Annotated in this window: 8 protein-coding genes, 1 tRNA gene and 1 pseudogene; 3 read left to right on the top strand and 7 right to left on the bottom strand. The window is 74.6% G+C overall.

Annotation, left to right across the window (positions count from 1 at the left end):
* Positions 1-36: 36 nt before the first annotated feature.
* From ACU4ZT_RS06200 to ACU4ZT_RS06190, 3 genes are all read right to left on the bottom strand, one after another.
* Positions 37-110 (bottom strand) — tRNA-Met (locus ACU4ZT_RS06200).
* Positions 111-255: 145 nt separating this feature from the next.
* Positions 256-3,210, bottom strand: coding sequence for a UPF0182 family membrane protein (locus ACU4ZT_RS06195; protein WP_175345540.1), 2,955 nt, complete (start codon positions 3,208-3,210; stop codon positions 256-258).
* A 137-nt stretch (positions 3,211-3,347) separates the two neighbouring features.
* Complete coding sequence (locus tag ACU4ZT_RS06190) at positions 3,348-4,439, bottom strand: YlbL family protein (protein WP_063072931.1); 1,092 nt, start codon at positions 4,437-4,439, stop codon at positions 3,348-3,350.
* Positions 4,440-4,650: 211 nt separating this feature from the next.
* Between ACU4ZT_RS06190 and ACU4ZT_RS06185 the strand changes: the two genes are divergently transcribed.
* Both ACU4ZT_RS06185 and ACU4ZT_RS06180 read left to right on the top strand, forming a co-directional pair.
* The gene (locus tag ACU4ZT_RS06185) at positions 4,651-6,063 is read left to right on the top strand and encodes a zinc-dependent metalloprotease (protein ID WP_063072930.1); all 1,413 of its coding nucleotides are present in this window, start codon (positions 4,651-4,653) and stop codon (positions 6,061-6,063) included.
* Positions 6,064-6,190: 127 nt separating this feature from the next.
* Positions 6,191-6,988: pseudogene (locus ACU4ZT_RS06180) on the top strand (TOMM precursor leader peptide-binding protein); the annotation flags it as partial.
* Here the strand turns inward: ACU4ZT_RS06180 and ACU4ZT_RS06175 are convergent.
* Together ACU4ZT_RS06175 and nudC are read right to left on the bottom strand one after the other, a co-directional pair.
* Positions 6,951-8,864, bottom strand: a complete 1,914-nt coding sequence (locus ACU4ZT_RS06175; RefSeq protein WP_445338368.1) for an ATP-dependent helicase — start codon at positions 8,862-8,864, stop codon at positions 6,951-6,953. The pseudogene ACU4ZT_RS06180 and the gene ACU4ZT_RS06175 overlap by 38 nt on opposite strands.
* A 10-nt stretch (positions 8,865-8,874) precedes the next feature.
* Positions 8,875-9,828, bottom strand: a complete 954-nt coding sequence (gene nudC, locus ACU4ZT_RS06170; RefSeq protein WP_270979329.1) for an NAD(+) diphosphatase — start codon at positions 9,826-9,828, stop codon at positions 8,875-8,877.
* Between the two features lie 139 nt (positions 9,829-9,967).
* Between nudC and ACU4ZT_RS06165 the strand changes: the two genes are divergently transcribed.
* The gene (locus tag ACU4ZT_RS06165; protein ID WP_445338367.1) at positions 9,968-11,044 is read left to right on the top strand and encodes a phosphotransferase; all 1,077 of its coding nucleotides are present in this window, start codon (positions 9,968-9,970) and stop codon (positions 11,042-11,044) included.
* On the opposite strand, the gene ACU4ZT_RS06160 is transcribed toward ACU4ZT_RS06165, so the two are convergent.
* Positions 10,957-14,226, bottom strand: a complete 3,270-nt coding sequence (locus tag ACU4ZT_RS06160; protein ID WP_445338365.1) for an ATP-dependent helicase — start codon at positions 14,224-14,226, stop codon at positions 10,957-10,959. The genes ACU4ZT_RS06165 and ACU4ZT_RS06160 overlap by 88 nt on opposite strands.
* The gene (locus tag ACU4ZT_RS06155) at positions 14,223-17,495 is read right to left on the bottom strand and encodes an ATP-dependent helicase (RefSeq protein WP_270979326.1); all 3,273 of its coding nucleotides are present in this window, start codon (positions 17,493-17,495) and stop codon (positions 14,223-14,225) included. The genes ACU4ZT_RS06160 and ACU4ZT_RS06155 overlap by 4 nt, the downstream gene beginning before the upstream one ends.
* Positions 17,496-17,559: the final 64 nt, after the last annotated feature.

Raw genomic sequence — 17,559 nt, 5'->3', positions numbered from 1 at the left:
AAGGCCCGGTCTCGAGGAGACCGGGCCTTCGTTCTGTTGCGGGGGCAGGATTTGAACCTACGACCTCTGGGTTATGAGCCCAGCGAGCTACCGAACTGCTCCACCCCGCGCTACGAGGAATACATTACCAGACCTCTCGGGTGCTCATGACCACTCGACGCCGCGCACGGGCCCCGATCGCCGCGCCGGACGAGGACGGCCCCGGCAGCACCCGCATCGCGGGGCCGCCGGGGCCGTCCTGGTGGAGCGTCCGGGCTACTTCCGGGCCGCACCCAGCTCGATCGCCCGGTTCAGCGCCTCGGTCAGGCGCTTGTCGGCCTGCGCCGCCCCCACGAGGTCGTTGGCCTTGTAGGCCGCCTCCCTCTCCTGGAGCGCCTGGCCGGCCGCGGCCAGGGCCGCCTGCACGTCCTGCGCGGGAGCCGCGGGCGAGGCGCTCGGCGCGGGCGTCGGGGTCGCCCCCGTGCCGCCGTCGGTGGCCCCGCCTCCGGAGCCGTCCACGGCAGCGGGATCGGCGGGCGTCGTGCCCTCCACCGCCTCGTCTCCCGCCGTGGCACCCGAGTCGCCCTCGAAGATGCTGTCGAGGGCCGCGTCCAGCGTGTCCTCGAACGCGATCTTGTCGCCGAACGCCACGAGGACCTTGCGGAGCAGCGGGTAGCTCGTGTCACCCGTGGAGCGCACGTAGACCGGCTGCACGTACAGCAGGCCGCCGCCGACCGGGAGGGTCAGCAGGTTGCCGCGCACGACCGAGGTCCGTCCGCCGCGCTCCAGCAGGTTGAGCTGGTTCGCCACGTTCGTGTTCGAGTTGAAGTTGTTCTGGATCTGCGTCGGCGCCGGGATGGTGTCGTCGTTCGGCAGCGTCAGCAGGCGCAGCTTGCCGTAGTCCGGCGCCTTCTCCCCCGCGGTGCTGCCCGCGTCGGAGTCCACCCCGAGGTAGCCGGTGAGCACGCTCCGCGCGGTGTCCTGCGTGGCCGGCGGGATGAACGTCGAGTACAGCGAGAACCGCGGCGAGTCCTGGCCCGGCATCTGCATGGTCAGGTAGTACGGCGGCTGGAGCTTCGCCGACGTGCCCGGGTCCGTGGTGGCGGTGGGGTCGTTCGGGGTCGTCCAGAGGTCCTGGTTCGAGTAGATCGAGCCGGGATCGGTGACGTGGTACTTGCCGAGCACGCCGCGCTGCACCTTGAACATGTCCGCCGGGAAGCGCAGGTGGCTCATGAGCTCGCCGGAGATGTCCGAGATCGGCTTGAGGGTCGAGGGGAACACCTTCTGCCAGGTCTTGAGGATCGGGTCGTCGGTGTCCCACGCGTAGAGCGTGACCTTGCCGTCGTACGCGTCGACCGTCGCCTTCACCGAGTTGCGGATGTAGTTGATCTGGTCGGTCGGCACGAGCGGCTGCGTCTGCTGCGAGTCGGCGATGAGCCGGCTCATGTCGTTCTTCTGCGAGTACGGGTACTGGTCGCTCGTCGTGTAGCCGTCGACGATCCACACCACGCGCCCGTCGACCACGCTGGGGTACGGGTCCTTGTCCACCGTGAGGTACGGCGCCACCTTGCCGACGCGCTGCGCCGGGTCGCGGTCGTAGAGGATCTGCGACTGGTCGTTGATCTGGTTGGCCAGGAAGATCTGCTCCGACTGGAACTTCAGCGCGTAGATGAGGCGCTTGAAGACGTTGTCGACCTTCGGACCGCCGTCGCCCTGGAACGTCGTGTAGGTCTCGTCGGCGCCGTCGACGCCCGACGGGTAGTCGAGCTCGACGTTGTCGCCGGACGCGGGACCGCCGACGATCGAGTAGGCGGGCGAGTCCTCGCCGAAGTACACGCGCGGCTCGAACTTCCCCAGGTCGCCCGAGGCGGGGATGCCGGACTCGAGGAAGACCGGCTGGCCGTCGGAGGTGCGCTGCGTGCCGTAGGCGGCGACGAGCGAGTAGCCGTGGGTGTACACGAGGTGCTGGTTGACCCACGAGGTGCCGGTGTTGTTCGGGCTCAGCTCGCGCACCGCGACGACCGTGTCCTGGACCCGGCCGTCGATCTGGTACCGGTCGACGTCGAGGTTGTTCCCGAACTGGTAGTACTGCCGGAACTGCTGCAGCTGGCTGAACGCGTCACCCACCACCGCGGGGTCGAGGATGCGGATGTTGGCCGTGGTCGCGGCGTCCTCGCGGAGCGCGCCGGGCGTGGTGTCCGTCGTGGCGTCGTAGGGGATCTCCTCGATGTCCGCGAGGCCGTACGCCTGGCGGGTGGCCTCGATGTTGCGCTGGTAGTACTGCGACTCGAGCGCGCGCTCGTTCGGCTCCACCTGGAAGCGCTGCACCACGGCCGGGTAGGCCGTGCCGATGAGGATGCTGGCCACGATGAGGCCCGCGGTGCCGATGATCGGCAGGCGCCAGCGGCCGATGGCCGCGGTGACGAGGAACAGCACCGCGACGACGGCGGCGATGCCGGCGAGGATCGTGCGGCCCGGGATCACCGCGTTCACGTCCGAGAACGCGGCGCCGGTGAACAGGCCGCCGTTGGCCGTGTTGACGACGGCGGAGTACTGGTCGAGCCAGATGCTGACGCCCTGCAGCAGGAAGTAGACGCCCGCGGTGACCGCGATCTGGATGCGCGAGCTCTTCGAGATGCGCACCTCCCGGCCGGTGAAGCGCACCGCGCCGTAGAGGTAGCTCGTGGCGAGCACGCCGAGCATCGAGATGATGACGACGGCCGAGGCGAACCCGACGACCGCCTGGTAGAAGGGCAGCTCGAACAGGTAGAACGACACATCGAGCCCGAACTGCGGATCCGTGGTGCCCGAGGGCGTGCGGTTCAGCCACAGCAGCGTGCGCTGCCAGCCGCTCGACGCCGAGACGCCCGCGAACAGGCCGAACACCGCGGGGATGGCGAACATGGCCAGACGGCGCAGCGGCTCGATGACCTGCTGGTAGCGGTCGAGCTGCGAGTTGAGCTTCGCGTAGACGGGCCGCGAGCGGTACGCGACCTGGATGCTCACGAACACCGGGATCGCCATGGCGAGGAACCCGACGAGGAACAGCGCGATGCCCGCGCCCCACTGCGTGAGCAGCACCCCGAGGTAGCCCAGCTGGTCGTACCAGAGGACGTCGGCGTAGAAGCCGGCGAAGACGAAGAACGCGATCACGAGGGCGGCGATGATGGCCGCGGTGATGGCGAGAGGGGCTCGGCTCCGTCGGGCGGGCCGGGCGGATGTGCTTGTCACGTGTGTGCCTCAGAGTCGGGGACAGCGGAGTCCTCATCCTAGGCGGGCCTCTTGCCAGCGGCCTGCGAGCGACGGCGCCCTCTCATCTGGTAAGGGGGCCCTCGCGAGCCCGTCCCGCGGGACGCCGACGGGACGCGTCAGCAGGTGGGCAGGGCGTCCAGGTCGCCGCCGGAGGAGATGGCGTGGAGGACCGCCAGCGAGTCGTCGAGCTTCCCCACCGAGAAGACGCGGAGGCCGTCCGGCACGTGCCCGCGGACGTCGTCGCAGTTGGCGGCCGGCGCGAGGAAGTACTGCGCGCCCGCGCGCTCGGCGCCGAAGAGCTTCTGCCGGATCCCGCCGATGGGGCCGACGTCGCCGGACGCGTCGATGGTGCCCGTGCCCGCGATGGCCTTGCCGCCGGTGAGGGAGCCCTCCTCGAGCTTGTCCATGATCCCGAGCGCGAACATCATGCCGGCGCTCGGCCCGCCCACATCGTCGAGCTGGATGTCGACCGCGAAGGGGAACTCGTAGGCGGTGGAGGTGACGACGCCGATGACCGGGCGCCCGTCCCGCTCGGCGGGCGTTACCTCGACCGTGCTCTCCTGGCCGTCGCGCGTGATCCCGAAGGACAGGGGCGTCGTCGCGCCGGCGGCCGCCACGCGCGCCTGCAGGTCGGCGAGGTCGACCACGGCGGCGCCGTCGACCGTGCGGATCGCGTCGCCGACCCGCAGCGGACCGTCGGCCGCCGAGCCCGCGAGGACGCTCTGCACGTCGAGGGTGCGCGGCACGTCGATGCCGAGCTCCAGGAGGGCGGCGGCGACGGCGTCCTGCTGGGAGTTCGTCATCTGCACCTGGTTCTGGGCGTCGCGCTGCTCGGCGGTCTGGTTCGCGGGGAACACGGCCTCCAGCGGGACGACGCTGCGGCTCGGGTCGAGCCACGCGGAGACGACGGAGAACCAGTCGGGGCGCTGCTCGGGGTTGCCGACGACGCTCACCGTGAGCATGTCGAGGCGGCCGTCGGTGGGGTACGTGGGGCGGTCCGGGATGGAGATGAGCGGCCGCTCGGCGCCCTGGTGGTCGCTCGTGCCGAGGGTGTCGAACACCGGTCCCGGCTGCTCGATCACGTACGGGGACGGCATGAGGCCGAGGGAGAGCGCGAGCACGGCCCCGACGCCGGCGAGCACGCGGCCGACGCGGCGACGGCGCGGCGTCCGGGGTGCGCGGGGGGCGTGCTGGGCGAACAGGCTCATCCGGAGGTCCTCGCGGTCGGGGCGCGACGGGCCGGGATGCGGCCGCCGGGCGGGTGACGGGGCGGCCCGAGGGGCCGCTGTTCGCGGCTGGCGGAAGCCGCGACGGCTCAGCCTAGGCGAATGCGGATGGGTTTCCCGTGGGCGCGGGCTAGCGTGGATCCACCGACCGCGGGACCGCGGATCGGGCGCCTGATCCACCGGGAGGACCCCCATGGCCGACGAGCCCACCCCCGATCCCGAGGACGAGTTCCGCCGCATGCTCGCGCGCTTCCTGGGCGGCGACGGCCAGATCGACCCGGAGCGGCTCGCGGGCGCCGCGGGGCTCCCGCAGGACCCCGAGATGGTGCGCCAGCTCATCGCCCAGCTGCAGGGCGCCCTCAGCGCGAGCGGCGACGGCGTCGACTGGAAGGTGGCCCGCGAGGGCGCCCGCCAGCTCGCCGCGGCCGAGCAGACCCAGGTCACCGCCGCCGCGTCCGCGCCGCTCGACCAGGCGTTCCAGGTGGCCGCGCTGTGGCTCGACGAGGTCACCACCGTGAGCCAGCTCACGGTCGCGCCGCGCCTCGTCACGCGCGCGCAGTGGACCGAGCTCACGATGCCCGTGTGGACGCAGCTCGCCGAGCCCGTCGCGCTCAGCATCGCCGACTCCCTCACCGAGGTCCTCCAGCAGAACGCCCCCGAGGAGATGCGCGGCATGGTCGCCGGCGCCGGCCGCATGATGCGGAACCTCGGCGGCACGCTCTTCGCCATGCAGCTCGGCCAGGTGGTCGGGCAGCTCTCCACCGAGGTGGTCTCCGGCGGCGACGTGGGGATCCCGCTCCTCGACGACCAGCAGGCCGCCCTCCTCCCCCAGAACGTCGCCGCGTTCGGATCCGGCATCGACGTCCCCGACGACCAGGTCGAGATCTACCTCGCGGTGCGCGAGCTGGCGCACGCCCGCCTGTTCCGCCACGCGCGCTGGCTGCGGCTGCAGCTCATCACCTCCATCACGGAGTTCGCGAAGGGCGTGCACATCGACACCGAGCGGCTGGAGTCGCTCGCCGAGGGCTTCGACCCGTCGAACCCCGAGGAGCTCCGCCAGGCCATGGTCGACGGATCCCTCATCCCGCCCAAGAGCGAGGCCCAGCTGGCCGCGCTCAGCCGGCTCGAGACGATGCTCGCGCTCATCGAGGGCTGGGTGGACGTCGTCACCGCCGCCGCCACCGTGCGCCTCCCGCGCGCGGACGCCATCGCCGAGACCGTGCGGCGCCGCCGCGCGACGGGCGGGCCGGCCGAGTCCGCCTTCGCCACGCTCGTGGGCCTGGAGCTCCGACCGCGCCGCCTGCGCGAGGCGGCCGCGATGTGGCAGGCCGTCACCGACGCGGTCGGCGCGGAGGAGCGCGACCGGCTGTGGTCGCACCCCGACGTGCTGCCGACGAGCGAGGACGTCGACGCGCCCCACGCGCTCGTCGCGCGGCTCACGCAGGGCGAGCCCGAGCCGGACGAGGTCGACCAGGCGCTCGAGGACCTGCTGAGCGGATCCGACGCCGGCCGCCCCGTGGAGGACGGCCAGGGTCACGCCACCGAGCCGGACGCGCCGACGGACGAACGCCGGGACGACGACGACACGGATCCGCGCCCCGTCTGATCCGTGCCGCACCACCGCCGAGGCCGGCGCCGGCCTCGGCCGTCCGGGCGGCCGCCCGGAGCCGGCACCGGTCGCGCCTGTGGACGCGGCCGGCGCGCCGTCGGCGCGTCGGGCACTCTCCGCGCCCATGGCCATCCGACTCGATCCCCGCCTCCCCCTCGTCTGGCGCACGCCGGACTCCCTCCAGCTCGGCGTCGACCGCCCGCCCGTGGTGCTCTCGGCCGTCTCCCGCCTCGATGAGCGCCTGCTCCACGCGCTCCGCACCGGCGTGAGCCGCGGCGGGCTCGACATGATCGCGGCGACCGAGGGCGCCGGCCCCGCGCAGGTCACGCAGCTGCTCGACCTGGTGCGGCCCGCGCTGCTCCCGCCGGGCGATGACGGCCGACCGGCGACGCCGACGGGACGGGTCGCGGTCGTCGGCGCGGGCCCCACGGCCGACCGGATCGCCGACGCCCTCGCCCGAGCGGGCCACGACGTCCGGGCCGCGGCCGGGCCGGCGGCCGGGCCGGCGGCCGTGGAGGACCCGCCCGACCTCGCCGTGATCGTCGCCCACTTCGCGATCGCGCCGGCCGCCTACGGGCGGTGGGCGCGCGCCGACGTGCCGCACCTGCCGGTCGTGCTCGGCGACCGGACAGCGGCCGTCGGCCCGCTGGTGCAACCGGGACGCACGGTCTGCTGCTACTGCCTCGACCTGCACCGCCGCGACGCGGATCCGGCGTGGCCCGCCCTCGCGACGCAGCTGCTCGGGCGCGACAGCGGATCCGAGGACGGGCTCGTCGCGGGCGAGGTCGCGGCCCTCGCCGCGCGGCCGGCGCACCGCCTGCTCGCCACGGGCGAGAACCCGCTCGCCGGGCACCAGGCGCTTCTCGACGTGCGGACCGGGCGGGTCAGCCGCCGCGCTTCGCGCCCCCACCCGCGATGCGGGTGTCGAGCTCTGCCAGGAACCGCGACGGCTCCCGCTGCCCCGATCGCTGCGGTCCGCTCCGGCTCCACGACAGCCGCAGACCGGATCGCGCGCGCGTGATCCCCACGTAGAGCAGGCGCCGCTCCTCGTCGACCGCCTCGAGCGTCTGGGCGTAGCTGATGGGCACGAGCCCCTCGCTGAGCCCCATCAGGTAGACGTGCTCCCACTCGAGGCCCTTGGCGGAGTGCAGCGTCGCCAGCGTCACGGCGGAGACGGTCGGCTCGTGCTGGCCGGCCTGGCGTTCGAGCAGCTCGTCGGTGAACGCGCGGAAGGTGCTGCCCGGGGGCATCCGCTCGGCGAGGCCCATGATCGCGTCGAGCGACTCCCAGCGGTCGCGCACGGCGCCCTGCTGCTCGGGCGGCTGCTGGCTCCAGCCGAGGCCGCGCAGCACGTCGCTCACGGACTTGAACAGGGGCTCGCCGGAGATGGACACGGACGCGCCGCGCAGCGCGAGGAGCGCCTGCTTGATCTCCGGGCGGTCGAAGAAGCGCTGGGATCCGCGCACCTGGTAGCTGACGCCCGCGTCGCCGAGCGCCTGCTCGAGCACCGCCGACTGGCCGTTCATGCGGTAGAGCACGGCGATGTGCTCGGGCGGGATCCCCGAGGCGATCTGCTGCGCGATGGCGCCCGCGATCGCGCGTGCCTCCGCGCCGTCGGACGGGAACGCGCTCACCTGGGGCGCGCGGAAGCCCTCGCCGCGGCCGGGCACGGAGGCCGCTCCCCGCCCCTTCGCCCGCGCCGCGCCCGTGCCGTCGCCGTCGGGATCCGCGTCCGCCGAGACGAGCGTGAGCGCGCCCGGCCGGCCGCGCATCAGCCGGTTCGCGGCCTCGGTGATGCCCGAGGTCGACCGGTAGTTCCGCTCGAGCCGCACGACGGTGGCCTCGGGGAAGCGCGACGCGAAGTCGAGGAGGTAGGCGCTCTTCGCGCCCGCGAAGGAGTAGATGGTCTGGCTCGCGTCGCCGACCACGCAGAGGTCGCGGCGGTCGCCCATCCAGAGGTCGAGGATCGTCTGCTGGAGCGGCGAGACGTCCTGGTACTCGTCGACCACGAAGAAGCGGTACTGCTCGCGCACCTGCTGCGCGACCCACGGCTCCGCCTCGATCATGCCCGCGGTGGCGAGCAGCACGTCCTCGAAGTCGAGCTGGCGGCGCTGGTCCTTGATGTCCTCGTACGCCTGCAGGAGCGCCACGGCCTGGTCGGCGTCGAGCTGCGGCGGCAGGGTGCGCGTGGTGCGCGCGGCGAGGCCGTACTCCTCGACGGAGATCATGGAGACCTTCCGCCACTCGACCTCGGCCGCCATGTCGCGGAGGGCGGCCGTGTCGAGGCGGAGCCGGAGGGACTCGGCGGCGTGGCCGAGCATCCGGCCCTTGCTCTCGATGAGGCGGGGCATGGTGCCGCCCACGACCTGCGGCCAGAAGAAGTTGAGCTGCTTGAGCGCCGCGGCGTGGAAGGTGCGGGCGGCGACGGGCCCCGCGCCGAGCTCGCGCAGGCGGCCGCGCAGCTCGGCGGCGGCGCGCGACGTGAAGGTGAGCGCCATCACCCGGTTGGGCGGGTAGACGCCGGCCTGGATCCCGTACGCGATGCGGTGCGTGATGGCGCGCGTCTTGCCCGTGCCGGCGCCCGCGAGCACGACGACCGGCCCGAGGAGCGCCTCGGCGGCGAGCCGCTGCTGGTCGTCGAGCGCCTCGAGCAGGGACTCGGCGGTGGGGACGTCCTCCGCGGGCTCGTCGACGGCCTCGGGCACGGGGCCGAGGGCGACGGGCGCCGGGAGGACGCCGGAGGGGCCGGATCCGTACGGGTCGCGGCCGGGCGTCCCGGGGACGAGCTGGTCGGTCACGATCGGCCGGTCACCACTCCCGCTCGCCGTCGTCGAGGGGGCCGCCGTACCACTCCTCGATGATGGCGCGCGCGATGGACGACGGGCCGGGCAGCGCGATCTCGTCGAGCGCGCCCCGCAGCTCCTCGCGGCTGAACCAGCGCAGGTCGATGATCTCGGTGCCGTCCGGGGTCGCGGGCCCGCTCGTCGCGGAGACCCGCGCGAGGAAGCCGACCATCACCGACGCGGGGAACGGCCACGGCTGGCTGCCGAGGTAGCGCGGGTCCTCCACTGTGACGCCGGACTCCTCGAGCACCTCGCGCTTCACGGCCGCCTCGAACGACTCCCCCGGCTCGACGAAGCCCGCGAGCAGCGAGTATCGGTCGCCGCCCCACATGGCGTTGGCGCCGAGGAGCAGGCGGTCGTCCCGGTCGACGACCCCCATGATCACGGCGGCGTCGGTGCGCGGGAACACCTGCGAGCCGTCGGAGGGCGCGCGGCGCACCCAACCGCCCTGCTCGACGACGGTCGGCTCCCCCGTCCTCGGCGAGAACGCGTGGGAGGCGTGCCAGTTCGCGGTGGCGAGGGCCTCGGTGAAGAGGGCGGCGTCGCGGTCGTCGAGCTGGACGGCGGTGGCGCGCAGCTCGATCCAGCGGTCCTCGGCGGGCTGGAGCTCCGCGGCGGCCGCGTCGGTGAGGACGGCCGCGACGACGGGCGTGCCCGCCGGCTCGCCCTCGTGCGCGACGGTCGTGCGGCCGAGGTAGATGCGCACGGTGGCCGCGGTGACGCGGTCGACCGGCAGGAGCTCCAGCGCCGCGCGGTCGTCGGCCACGGAGCCGAGCGCGCGGTGGCCGTGCATCGGGAGGACGCGCGTGGCCGGATCCGCCCACAGCTCGTCGAAGAGGGCGGGCGAGTCGCGGTTCAGGCCGTCGCGGTCGACGCCCTCGCGGGACAGGGGCAGACGGGAGAGGAAGCTGTCGAGCACGGGTGACCAATCGACTTCGAGGGCGGACGGGCCGAGGGGCGGGACGGCGGTGCCGAGGCCCCGCCGACGGTGCGCGGGTGGGGCCGGAAGCGCGTGGCGCGGTGAGACGGAGGGCTCCCAGCGACCTAACCTGTAGGGCATGGCCAGATCCCACCTCACTCTAGCCGCGTTGGCGACCTCGGCCGTCGCGGGGCTCGACGTGGTCCGCAGCACCCCCTTCACGGCCGGCGGCGCGGGCGACTTCGACTCCGCGCTCCTCACCACGAGGGACGGCCGCGAGCTCCTCGTGCGCGTCCCCACGACGCAGGCGTCCGAGTCCGAGCAGTCCGCCGACCTCGTCGCGCTGCGGGCGCTCAGCACCGGGATCCGCTCCCGCCTGCCGTTCCGCGTGCCCGAGTTCCTGGGCCAGGCGCCCGTCAAGCCGACCCGCGGCTTCGTCTACGAGCACGTCCCCGGCCGGGTCATCTCGCTCGACGAGATCCCCGCGGGCGAGGGCCTCGCCCGCTCCATCGGCGCCGCCGTCTCCGCCGTGCACAGCCTGCCGACCGGGTTCGTCGCGGACGCGGGCCTGCCCGTGCTCTCGGCCGCCGAGATCCACAGCCAGACCGCGGCGCTCATCGACCGGGCCGCCGCGACCGCGCTCGTGCCGAGCCTGCTGCTCTCCCGCTGGGAGGAAGCGCTCGACGACGCGTCGCTCTGGCAGTTCCAGCCGGCGGTCGTGAACGGCGCCGTGCAGGCCTCGTCGTTCCTCGTCGACGGCGACGACGTGACCGGCATGATCGGCTGGTCCGAGCTCCGCGTGGCCGACCCCGCGCACGACCTGCACTGGGTGCTGGGCGCCCGCGCCGAGCACGTCGCCGAGAGCGTCTTCCGCGCCTACAACCAGGCGCACCACGTGACGGTCGACCGCCAGCTCAAGCAGCGCGCGCTCCTGTACGCCGAGCTCGAGATCGCCCGCTGGCTGCTGCACGGCGCCGACACGCGCAACCAGGGCATCATCGACGACGCCGTGAACATGCTCAGCGCGCTCGTCGACACCGTGCGCGCCGACGAGGGCCAGCGCATCGCCCACGAGACGCTGCCCGTGATGGACGTCGACCAGGTCGAGGAGATGCTCGACTCCCGGCCTCAGCCCACCGTCTCCCCGGACGCCGCGCGCGACGCGTCCGGCGTGCGCGCGCCCGACCAGAGCGCCACGAGGTCCTCCTCGGAGTAGATGCGCTCCGGCTTCAGCGAGCGGCCCTCGGCGACGAAGTAGAACTCCGCGTCGATGAGCTCCGGATCGATGCCCCGCCACTTCGCGAACGCGAGGCGGTAGAGCGCGAGCTGGAGCTGCTTGAGCTCGAGGTCGGCCGCGTCCTTCGGGGTGCGGCCCGTCTTCCAGTCGACGACGCGGTAGCGGCCGTCGATGAGGAACACCGCGTCGATCTTGCAGATGACGACCTGCCCGGCGAGCTCCATGTGGATCTCGACCTCGACCTCCTCGGGCTTCCGGCTGGCCCACTCGCTCGCCTCGAAGGTGGCGCGCAGCCGGTCGAGGTCCTCCTGCTCCACGGGCGGCTCGGTCGGATCCTGGTCGAGCTCGACGCCGGACGCGTCGATGACGTCGGCCGTGCCCGCGGGCCCGTAGCGCGCCTCGACCCAGCCGTGGAACAGCGTGCCGAGCCGCGTCTGGCGGTAGGGCCGCTCCGGCATGGGGCGGCGCAGGCGCGCGGCGACGCCCGCCGGGTCGCTCACGAAGTCCTTGAAGCGCGACGCCGGGATGCGCGTGGGCAGGTCGACGAGCTCGGCGTCGCGCGCGCGGGCGTCGCGCTCGGCGAGGAGCAGGTCGATGTCGCGGGTCCAGACGCTCTCGGCGTGCGGATCCGAGACGGTCACGCCCTCGGCGGCCGCGCGCACCCGGGCCTCTCGCGGGCCGAGCGGCGGGAGCGGCCAGGCGACGCGGGCGGATCCGGGCTCGAGCGGGTTCTCCTCCAGCTCGGGCGCGTCGGGCAGCGCGTCGGGCGCGATGAGGCCCACCTCCTGGATCTCGCGGAGGAACGCCCCCGGCCCCCGCGGCTTCTGCTGCGTGGACCAGAACGAGCCCGAGAGCAGCAGGTCGGACCGGGTGCGCGTGACGGCGACGTAGGCGAGGCGCCGCTGCTCGGCGGCGTTCCGCTCCTCGAGCTCCTCGCCGAATGCCTCCATGGCCTCCGCGAACTCCTTCTGCGTCTCCACGCCGCGCCAGGCGAGCGACGGCAGCTCGGCGGAGTCGCCGCGGAACTCGAACGGCAGGGCGCCGAACGCGACCCAGCCCTTCTTCTCCCGCAGCGTGCCGGGCAGCTCGCCGTCGACCATGCGCGGCACGGCCACCACGTCCCACTCGAGGCCCTTCGAGCCGTGGATGGTGAGGATCTGCACGGTGCCGGGCTCCGGCTCCTCCGTGCGCGGCGCGAGGTTGTCGCGCCGCTCCGCCTCGGCGAGCCAGGCGAGGAACGGGCCGAGCGTGCCCGCGGTGTCGCCCTGGAGGTAGCCGGCCACCTGCTCGGTGAAGGCCTCGAGGCTGGCGCGGCCGAGCGGATCCGTCTCGTTGGCCGCGACCTCGATGTCGAGCAGCAGCTCCTGCTGCACGACCGTGACGAGGTCGACCAGGTCGAGCCCCACGCGCGAGCGGAGCACCTGCAGCTGGCGGCCGGCGGCGCGCAGCCGGGCGAGGCCCTCGGCGCTGAAGCCCTCGAGCGCGCGGTGGCCCTCGGGCGCGCCGACGACGAAGTCGAGCGCGTCGACGACGGAGCCCACCTCGTCCGGCACGACGGAGGCGCGGAGGCCCGCCCGCACCTCGGCGGCGAGCTCCTTCTGCGCGGGATCCCGGGACATGAGCCAGGACGCGACGCGGGACAGGGCGTGCACGTCCTTCGTGCCGACGCGCCAGCGCGCACCCGTGAGGAGGCGCACCAGCTCGCTGCCGGCGGTGGGATCGTGCAGCACGCGGAGGACGCACACGAGATCCACCACGGCGGGCTGGTCGAGCAGGCCGCCGAGCCCGAGCACGCGGAACGGCACGCCGCAGTCGGCGAGCGCCGTCGTGAACGGCTCGATGGTCTTGAGCGAGCGGCAGAGGAGGGCGGCGGAACGAGGGCGGTCGCCGGATCCGGGCTGCCGCAGCCGGTCGGCGAACCACGCGGCGACGCTCGCGGCCTCGTCGGCGACGGTCTCCTCGTACGCCACGTCGAGCCGGCCGTCGCCCGCATCCGGCCGCGGCTCGAGGCGCGCGACGGGGATGCGCGACGCCGCGGTGAGCGGCTCGACGATGCGGTTGGCGGCCCCGAGCACCGACGCCGGGTTCCGCCAGCTGGTGGAGAGGGCGTAGACGGGCACGTCGGCGGCGGAGGCGCCCTCGGGCGCGAAGTCGGCGCCGAAGCGCGCGAGGTTCGCCGCGCTCGCGCCGCGCCAGCCGTAGATGGACTGGTGCGGATCCCCCACGGCCATGACGGGCGTGCCGCCGAAGAGGGTGGAGAGCAGCCGGGTCTGCACCACCGAGGTGTCCTGGTACTCGTCGAGCAGCACGACGCGGAACCGCTTCCGGTGCTCGGCCACCACCTGCGGCACCCGCTCGCAGATGGCGAGCGCGAACGCGACCTGGTCGCTGTACTCCACGAGCCCGCGCCGGGTCTTCTCCTCCTGGAACCGCACGGCGAGGTCGACGAGCGGCGGCAGGGCGCCGACGGCGGCGACGGCCTCGGCCGCGGGCGCCTTCCTGATGCGCGCGGATCCGAAGGGCAGCTCCTCGAGCCGGGTGAACGCCCCGGCGAGTCGCACGACCTCGGCCGGGTCGGCGACGTTCTCGCTCATCGCGCGGCTGAGGGAGATGACGGCCTGCGTGATGGGATCCACGCCCCGGCCGAGCTCGAGCAGCCGGGGGTCGGTGCTCTCCACGACGAGCCGGCGCGCGAGCTGCCACGCGGACGCCTCCGTGAGCACGACGGACTCCGCCTCGCGGCCGATGAGCGTCGCGCTGTCGCGGAAGATGCCGTTCGCGAAGGCGTTGTAGGTCTGCACGGTGGGCGTCGCGAACGCGTCAGCGGGGACGGCGGCGAGGCCGGCCTGCTGCAGCTGCTCGATGCGGGCGCGGATCCGCACGCCGAGCTCGCCCGCGGCCTTGCGCGTGAAGGTGAGGCCGAGGATCTCCTCGACGCCCACATGCCCGTTGGCGAGGAGCCAGACGACGCGGCTCGCCATCGTCTCGGTCTTGCCGCTGCCCGCGCCCGCGACCACGAGGCCGGGCTCCAGCGGCGACTCGATGACGCGCCGCTGCTGCTCCGTGGGGCTCGGCAGGCCGAGCGTCTCCGCGATGCGGCGGGCGCTGATCGGCACGTTGTCCGCCGCCGCCGCGCCGCCGGTCGAGCCGACGCCGCTCACGCCGACACCGCCCGCACGAGGTGGATGCGGTAGCGCCGGGCCGACCCCGGATCCCGCTCCCCCAGGTCCGGCGTGCCCTCGAAGGTCGCCCCCGCCATGCCGGTCGCCGCGTCGGCGATGCGCGCCCGGAACCCGTCGAGCTCCTCGCGGGTGAGCGGCTCCTGCGGCAGCTCGCGGTACGGCAGGCCGCGCGCGCCGCCCGAGACGTAGAGCAGCTTCGCGCCGCCGGCCGTCGCGTCCGCGGGGACCTGCTCGAGCGCGCCCTCGACGAACGCGAGCTGGTACGAGCCGAGCTGCGCGTGCGCGGGGATCTCCGCACGCGTGGGGAAGTGCCTCCCCGTCTTGAGGTCGACGATGACCACGCGGCCCTCCTGCGTCAGCTCGATCCGGTCGATCATGCCGCGCAGCCGCGCGACGCCCACCTCGAGCTCGAAGGAGCCCTCGGCGGCGAGCATCCGCCCGCCGGCGCCCGCGAAGTCGCGGAGGTATCCGCTGACGCCGGCGATGAGCTCGCCGGCCTGACGCCGCTCGCGCTCGCCCACCCAGGGCGATTCGAAGGGCAGCTCGCCCCAGCGCTCGTCGAGCCGGGCCTCGAGCGCGGGCGGGCGGAGGTCGGCGTCCGGATCGAGGCTCGCCTCCTCCATGACGGCGTGCACGATGGTGCCGATGCCCATGGCGGTGCTCGTGGAACCGCCGGACGCCTGGTCGATGAACCAGTTCAGCGGCGAGCGCTCGAACGCCTCGAGCCGCGAAGGCGAGACGGGCACGCGGGCCTCCGGGTCGGTCAGGTCGACGACGGGCTCGGTGGTGGAGGGCTCCCGCAGGCCGTACCACTCGGCCGGATCCGCGCCCGTGACGCCCTCCGCGGCGAGACGGGCCAGGGCCGAGGCGGCGGCGCGGCCGCGCTCGCGCGTGGCGTCGGCGGGCCGTCGGGCGGTGCGGTCGCCGGAGACGACGCGGCCGTCCTCCAACAGCACGGCGTCGCGGTGCACGACCGCGAGCTCCCGCCGCAGCGCGCCGACCAGCCCGCGGAGCGAGAGCGGGTGGTCGGGCCGGATCCGCAGCGCGGCCGGCGCGTCCTTCGCCACCCGACCCGCCTCGGCACCCGCCTCCGCCTCGGCGAGACCGGGCGCGGGCGGCACGAGGCGGAGGAACGGCGACGGCGCCTCCTCGTCGTTCGCGGTGGCGCTGAGCACCACGACGCGGGACGCGCGGGAGACGGCGAGCGCGAGCATCCGCAGCTCGTCGGAGAGGACCTCGGCGCGCTCGTCGACGTCGACGCGGTCGAGCCCGCGCGCGACGGCGGAGAGGCGCTGCGGGTGCAGCAGCGATCCGCGGAGCCGCAGGTTCGGCCAGACCCCCTCCTGGAGCGCGGCGACGGCGACGACCTCGTAGCCGGCGCCGACGACCGCGGACGGCGTGGCGACGAGCACCGTGTCGGCGAGCGGCTGCGGCGAGAGCGTGTCCTCGGGCACCTCGGCGCCGAGCAGCTCCTCGACGAAGTCGGACGCGGGTCGGCCGGGGTTCCGCTCGACGAAGCGCCGCGCGGCCGTGAAGAGCGCGACGACGCCGTCGAGGTCGCGGTTCGCCTGGTCCGCGACGATGCCCGTCTGCAGCGCCTGCTCGAACCACGGCCCCGCGAGCCGCGAGCCCTCCCACAGGTGCCAGAGCAGTTCCTCGATCGTGCCGTCCGCGGCGGCGAGCTCGCGTGCGCCCTGCAGCGTGCGGGCCAGCCGGGCCAGCCGGCGCGCGGGCGGGAGGTCGAGCGTCTCGAGCCGACCGGGCGCGGCGAGCGCCTCCACCAGCAGCTCGTCGCTCGACCGGTGCCCGTCGCCCGCGAGCTCCTCCTGGCGCATAGCGAGGCGGAGGCGGCGGAGGGCCACGCCGTCGAGGCCGCCGAGGGGACCCGTGGCGAGCTCCGCCGCGATGTCGGGCGCGAGCGGCACGCGCCCGAGCACCACGTCGACCGCGCGGATGAGGGCGAGCGCCGCGAGGTCGTCGCGGAGCGCGCGCCCCGCGACGGCCGTGCGTGTGGGCACCTCGGCCGTGGCGAGGCTGCGGGCGACCTGCGGCACGAGGGATCCGGAGCGCACCAGCACGACCATGCGCGCCCACGGCACGCCGCCGAGCAGGTGCTCCTCGCGGAGGCGTCGGGCGAGGCGGGCCAGCTCGATGGCGCGCGTGGGCGCCTCGATGACCTGGATCGGGTCGGCGTCGTCGACGAGGCCCGGCGCGGATCCCGCCTGCCGCTGCCGCCCTGCCCCTGCCGCGCCGATGCGCGCCGTGACGGCCGAGGTGAGCGCCCGGAGCGCGGGCGGCTGCCGGTGCACCCGGTCGAGCACGAGGGTGACGAGCTCCGGGAGCCCGAGCACGGTGGACAGCCGGCCGAGCGCCGCGGCCTCGGCGCCGCGGAAGGTGGCGGCCGCGACGTCCGGGTCGCCGAACGCCACCACGTCGGCTCCGCGCGCCGCGAGCGCCTGGAGGAGGGAGAGCGTGGCGGCCGTCGCCTCGTGCAGGTCGTCGGCGACGACCAGTCGGATGCCCGTGAGGGCCTCCCCGCGCGCCACGAGGAGGACCGCCTCGGCGAGCAGCTCCGCGCTGTCGAGGTGGTCGCCGCGGAAGGAGTCGACGACGTCCTCGTACTCGCGGGCGAACTCGGCCGCCGCGATCCACTCGGGCACGCCGTGCGCGCGCCCGAGATCGGCGAGCGCGTCGGGGCGCACGCGCTCCTCGGTCGCGCGCATGAGCAGCTCGCGGAGCTCGGTGCGGAAGGCGCGCAGCCGACGCACCTCGACCCCGAGCGGATCCGGCCACGCGGGCCCGGTGCCCGTCTCCTCGTGCCCGGCGAGGAGGTCGGCGATGATCTGGTCCTGCTCGGCGCCCGTGAGCAGCCGCGGCGGCGCGGTCGCCGTCTCGGCGGCGCGCCGGGCGAGCACCTCGAAGGCCACCGACGTGGCGGTGCGGGCGAGCGGGCCGAGCGTGGGCACGCCGACGCGCAGCGCGAGCTCGTCGCGGAGGCGCGTGGCGGCCGCGCGCGACGGCGCGAGCACGAGGACCTCGGACGGGTCGAGCCCGTGGACGAGGATGCGGTGGGCGACGAGCTCCCGCAGCGTGGTGGTGCGGCCCGACCCCGGGGCGCCCAGCACGGCGGCGCTCACGCCGACGGGCAGCCCCACGACCGCGCGCTGCGACGGGTCCAGCTCGACGGCGGGCGCCGCGCCGCCCGGGGCGGAGGCGATGGGCGGCTGGCGGAATCCCCGGATGGTCACGCGCCCACGCTACCGGCGGCCCCCGACGTCGGCGGATCCCGGGCCGGCGGCCTCCCGACCGGCC

It is taken from the genome of Clavibacter davisi, assembly GCF_052751415.1.
Note: the sequence above shows the minus strand (reverse complement) of the source record. Positions and strands in the feature narration are given on the sequence as shown.

Excerpts from the sequence above, each read along its gene's own strand:
- ACU4ZT_RS06185 (WP_063072930.1), top strand. The coding sequence starts at position 4,651 with ATGGCCGACGAGCCCACCCCCGATCCCGAGGACGAGTTCCGCCGCATG.
- ACU4ZT_RS06190 (WP_063072931.1), bottom strand. The coding sequence starts at position 4,439 with ATGAGCCTGTTCGCCCAGCACGCCCCCCGCGCACCCCGGACGCCGCGC.
- ACU4ZT_RS06165 (WP_445338367.1), top strand. The coding sequence starts at position 9,968 with ATGGCCAGATCCCACCTCACTCTAGCCGCGTTGGCGACCTCGGCCGTC.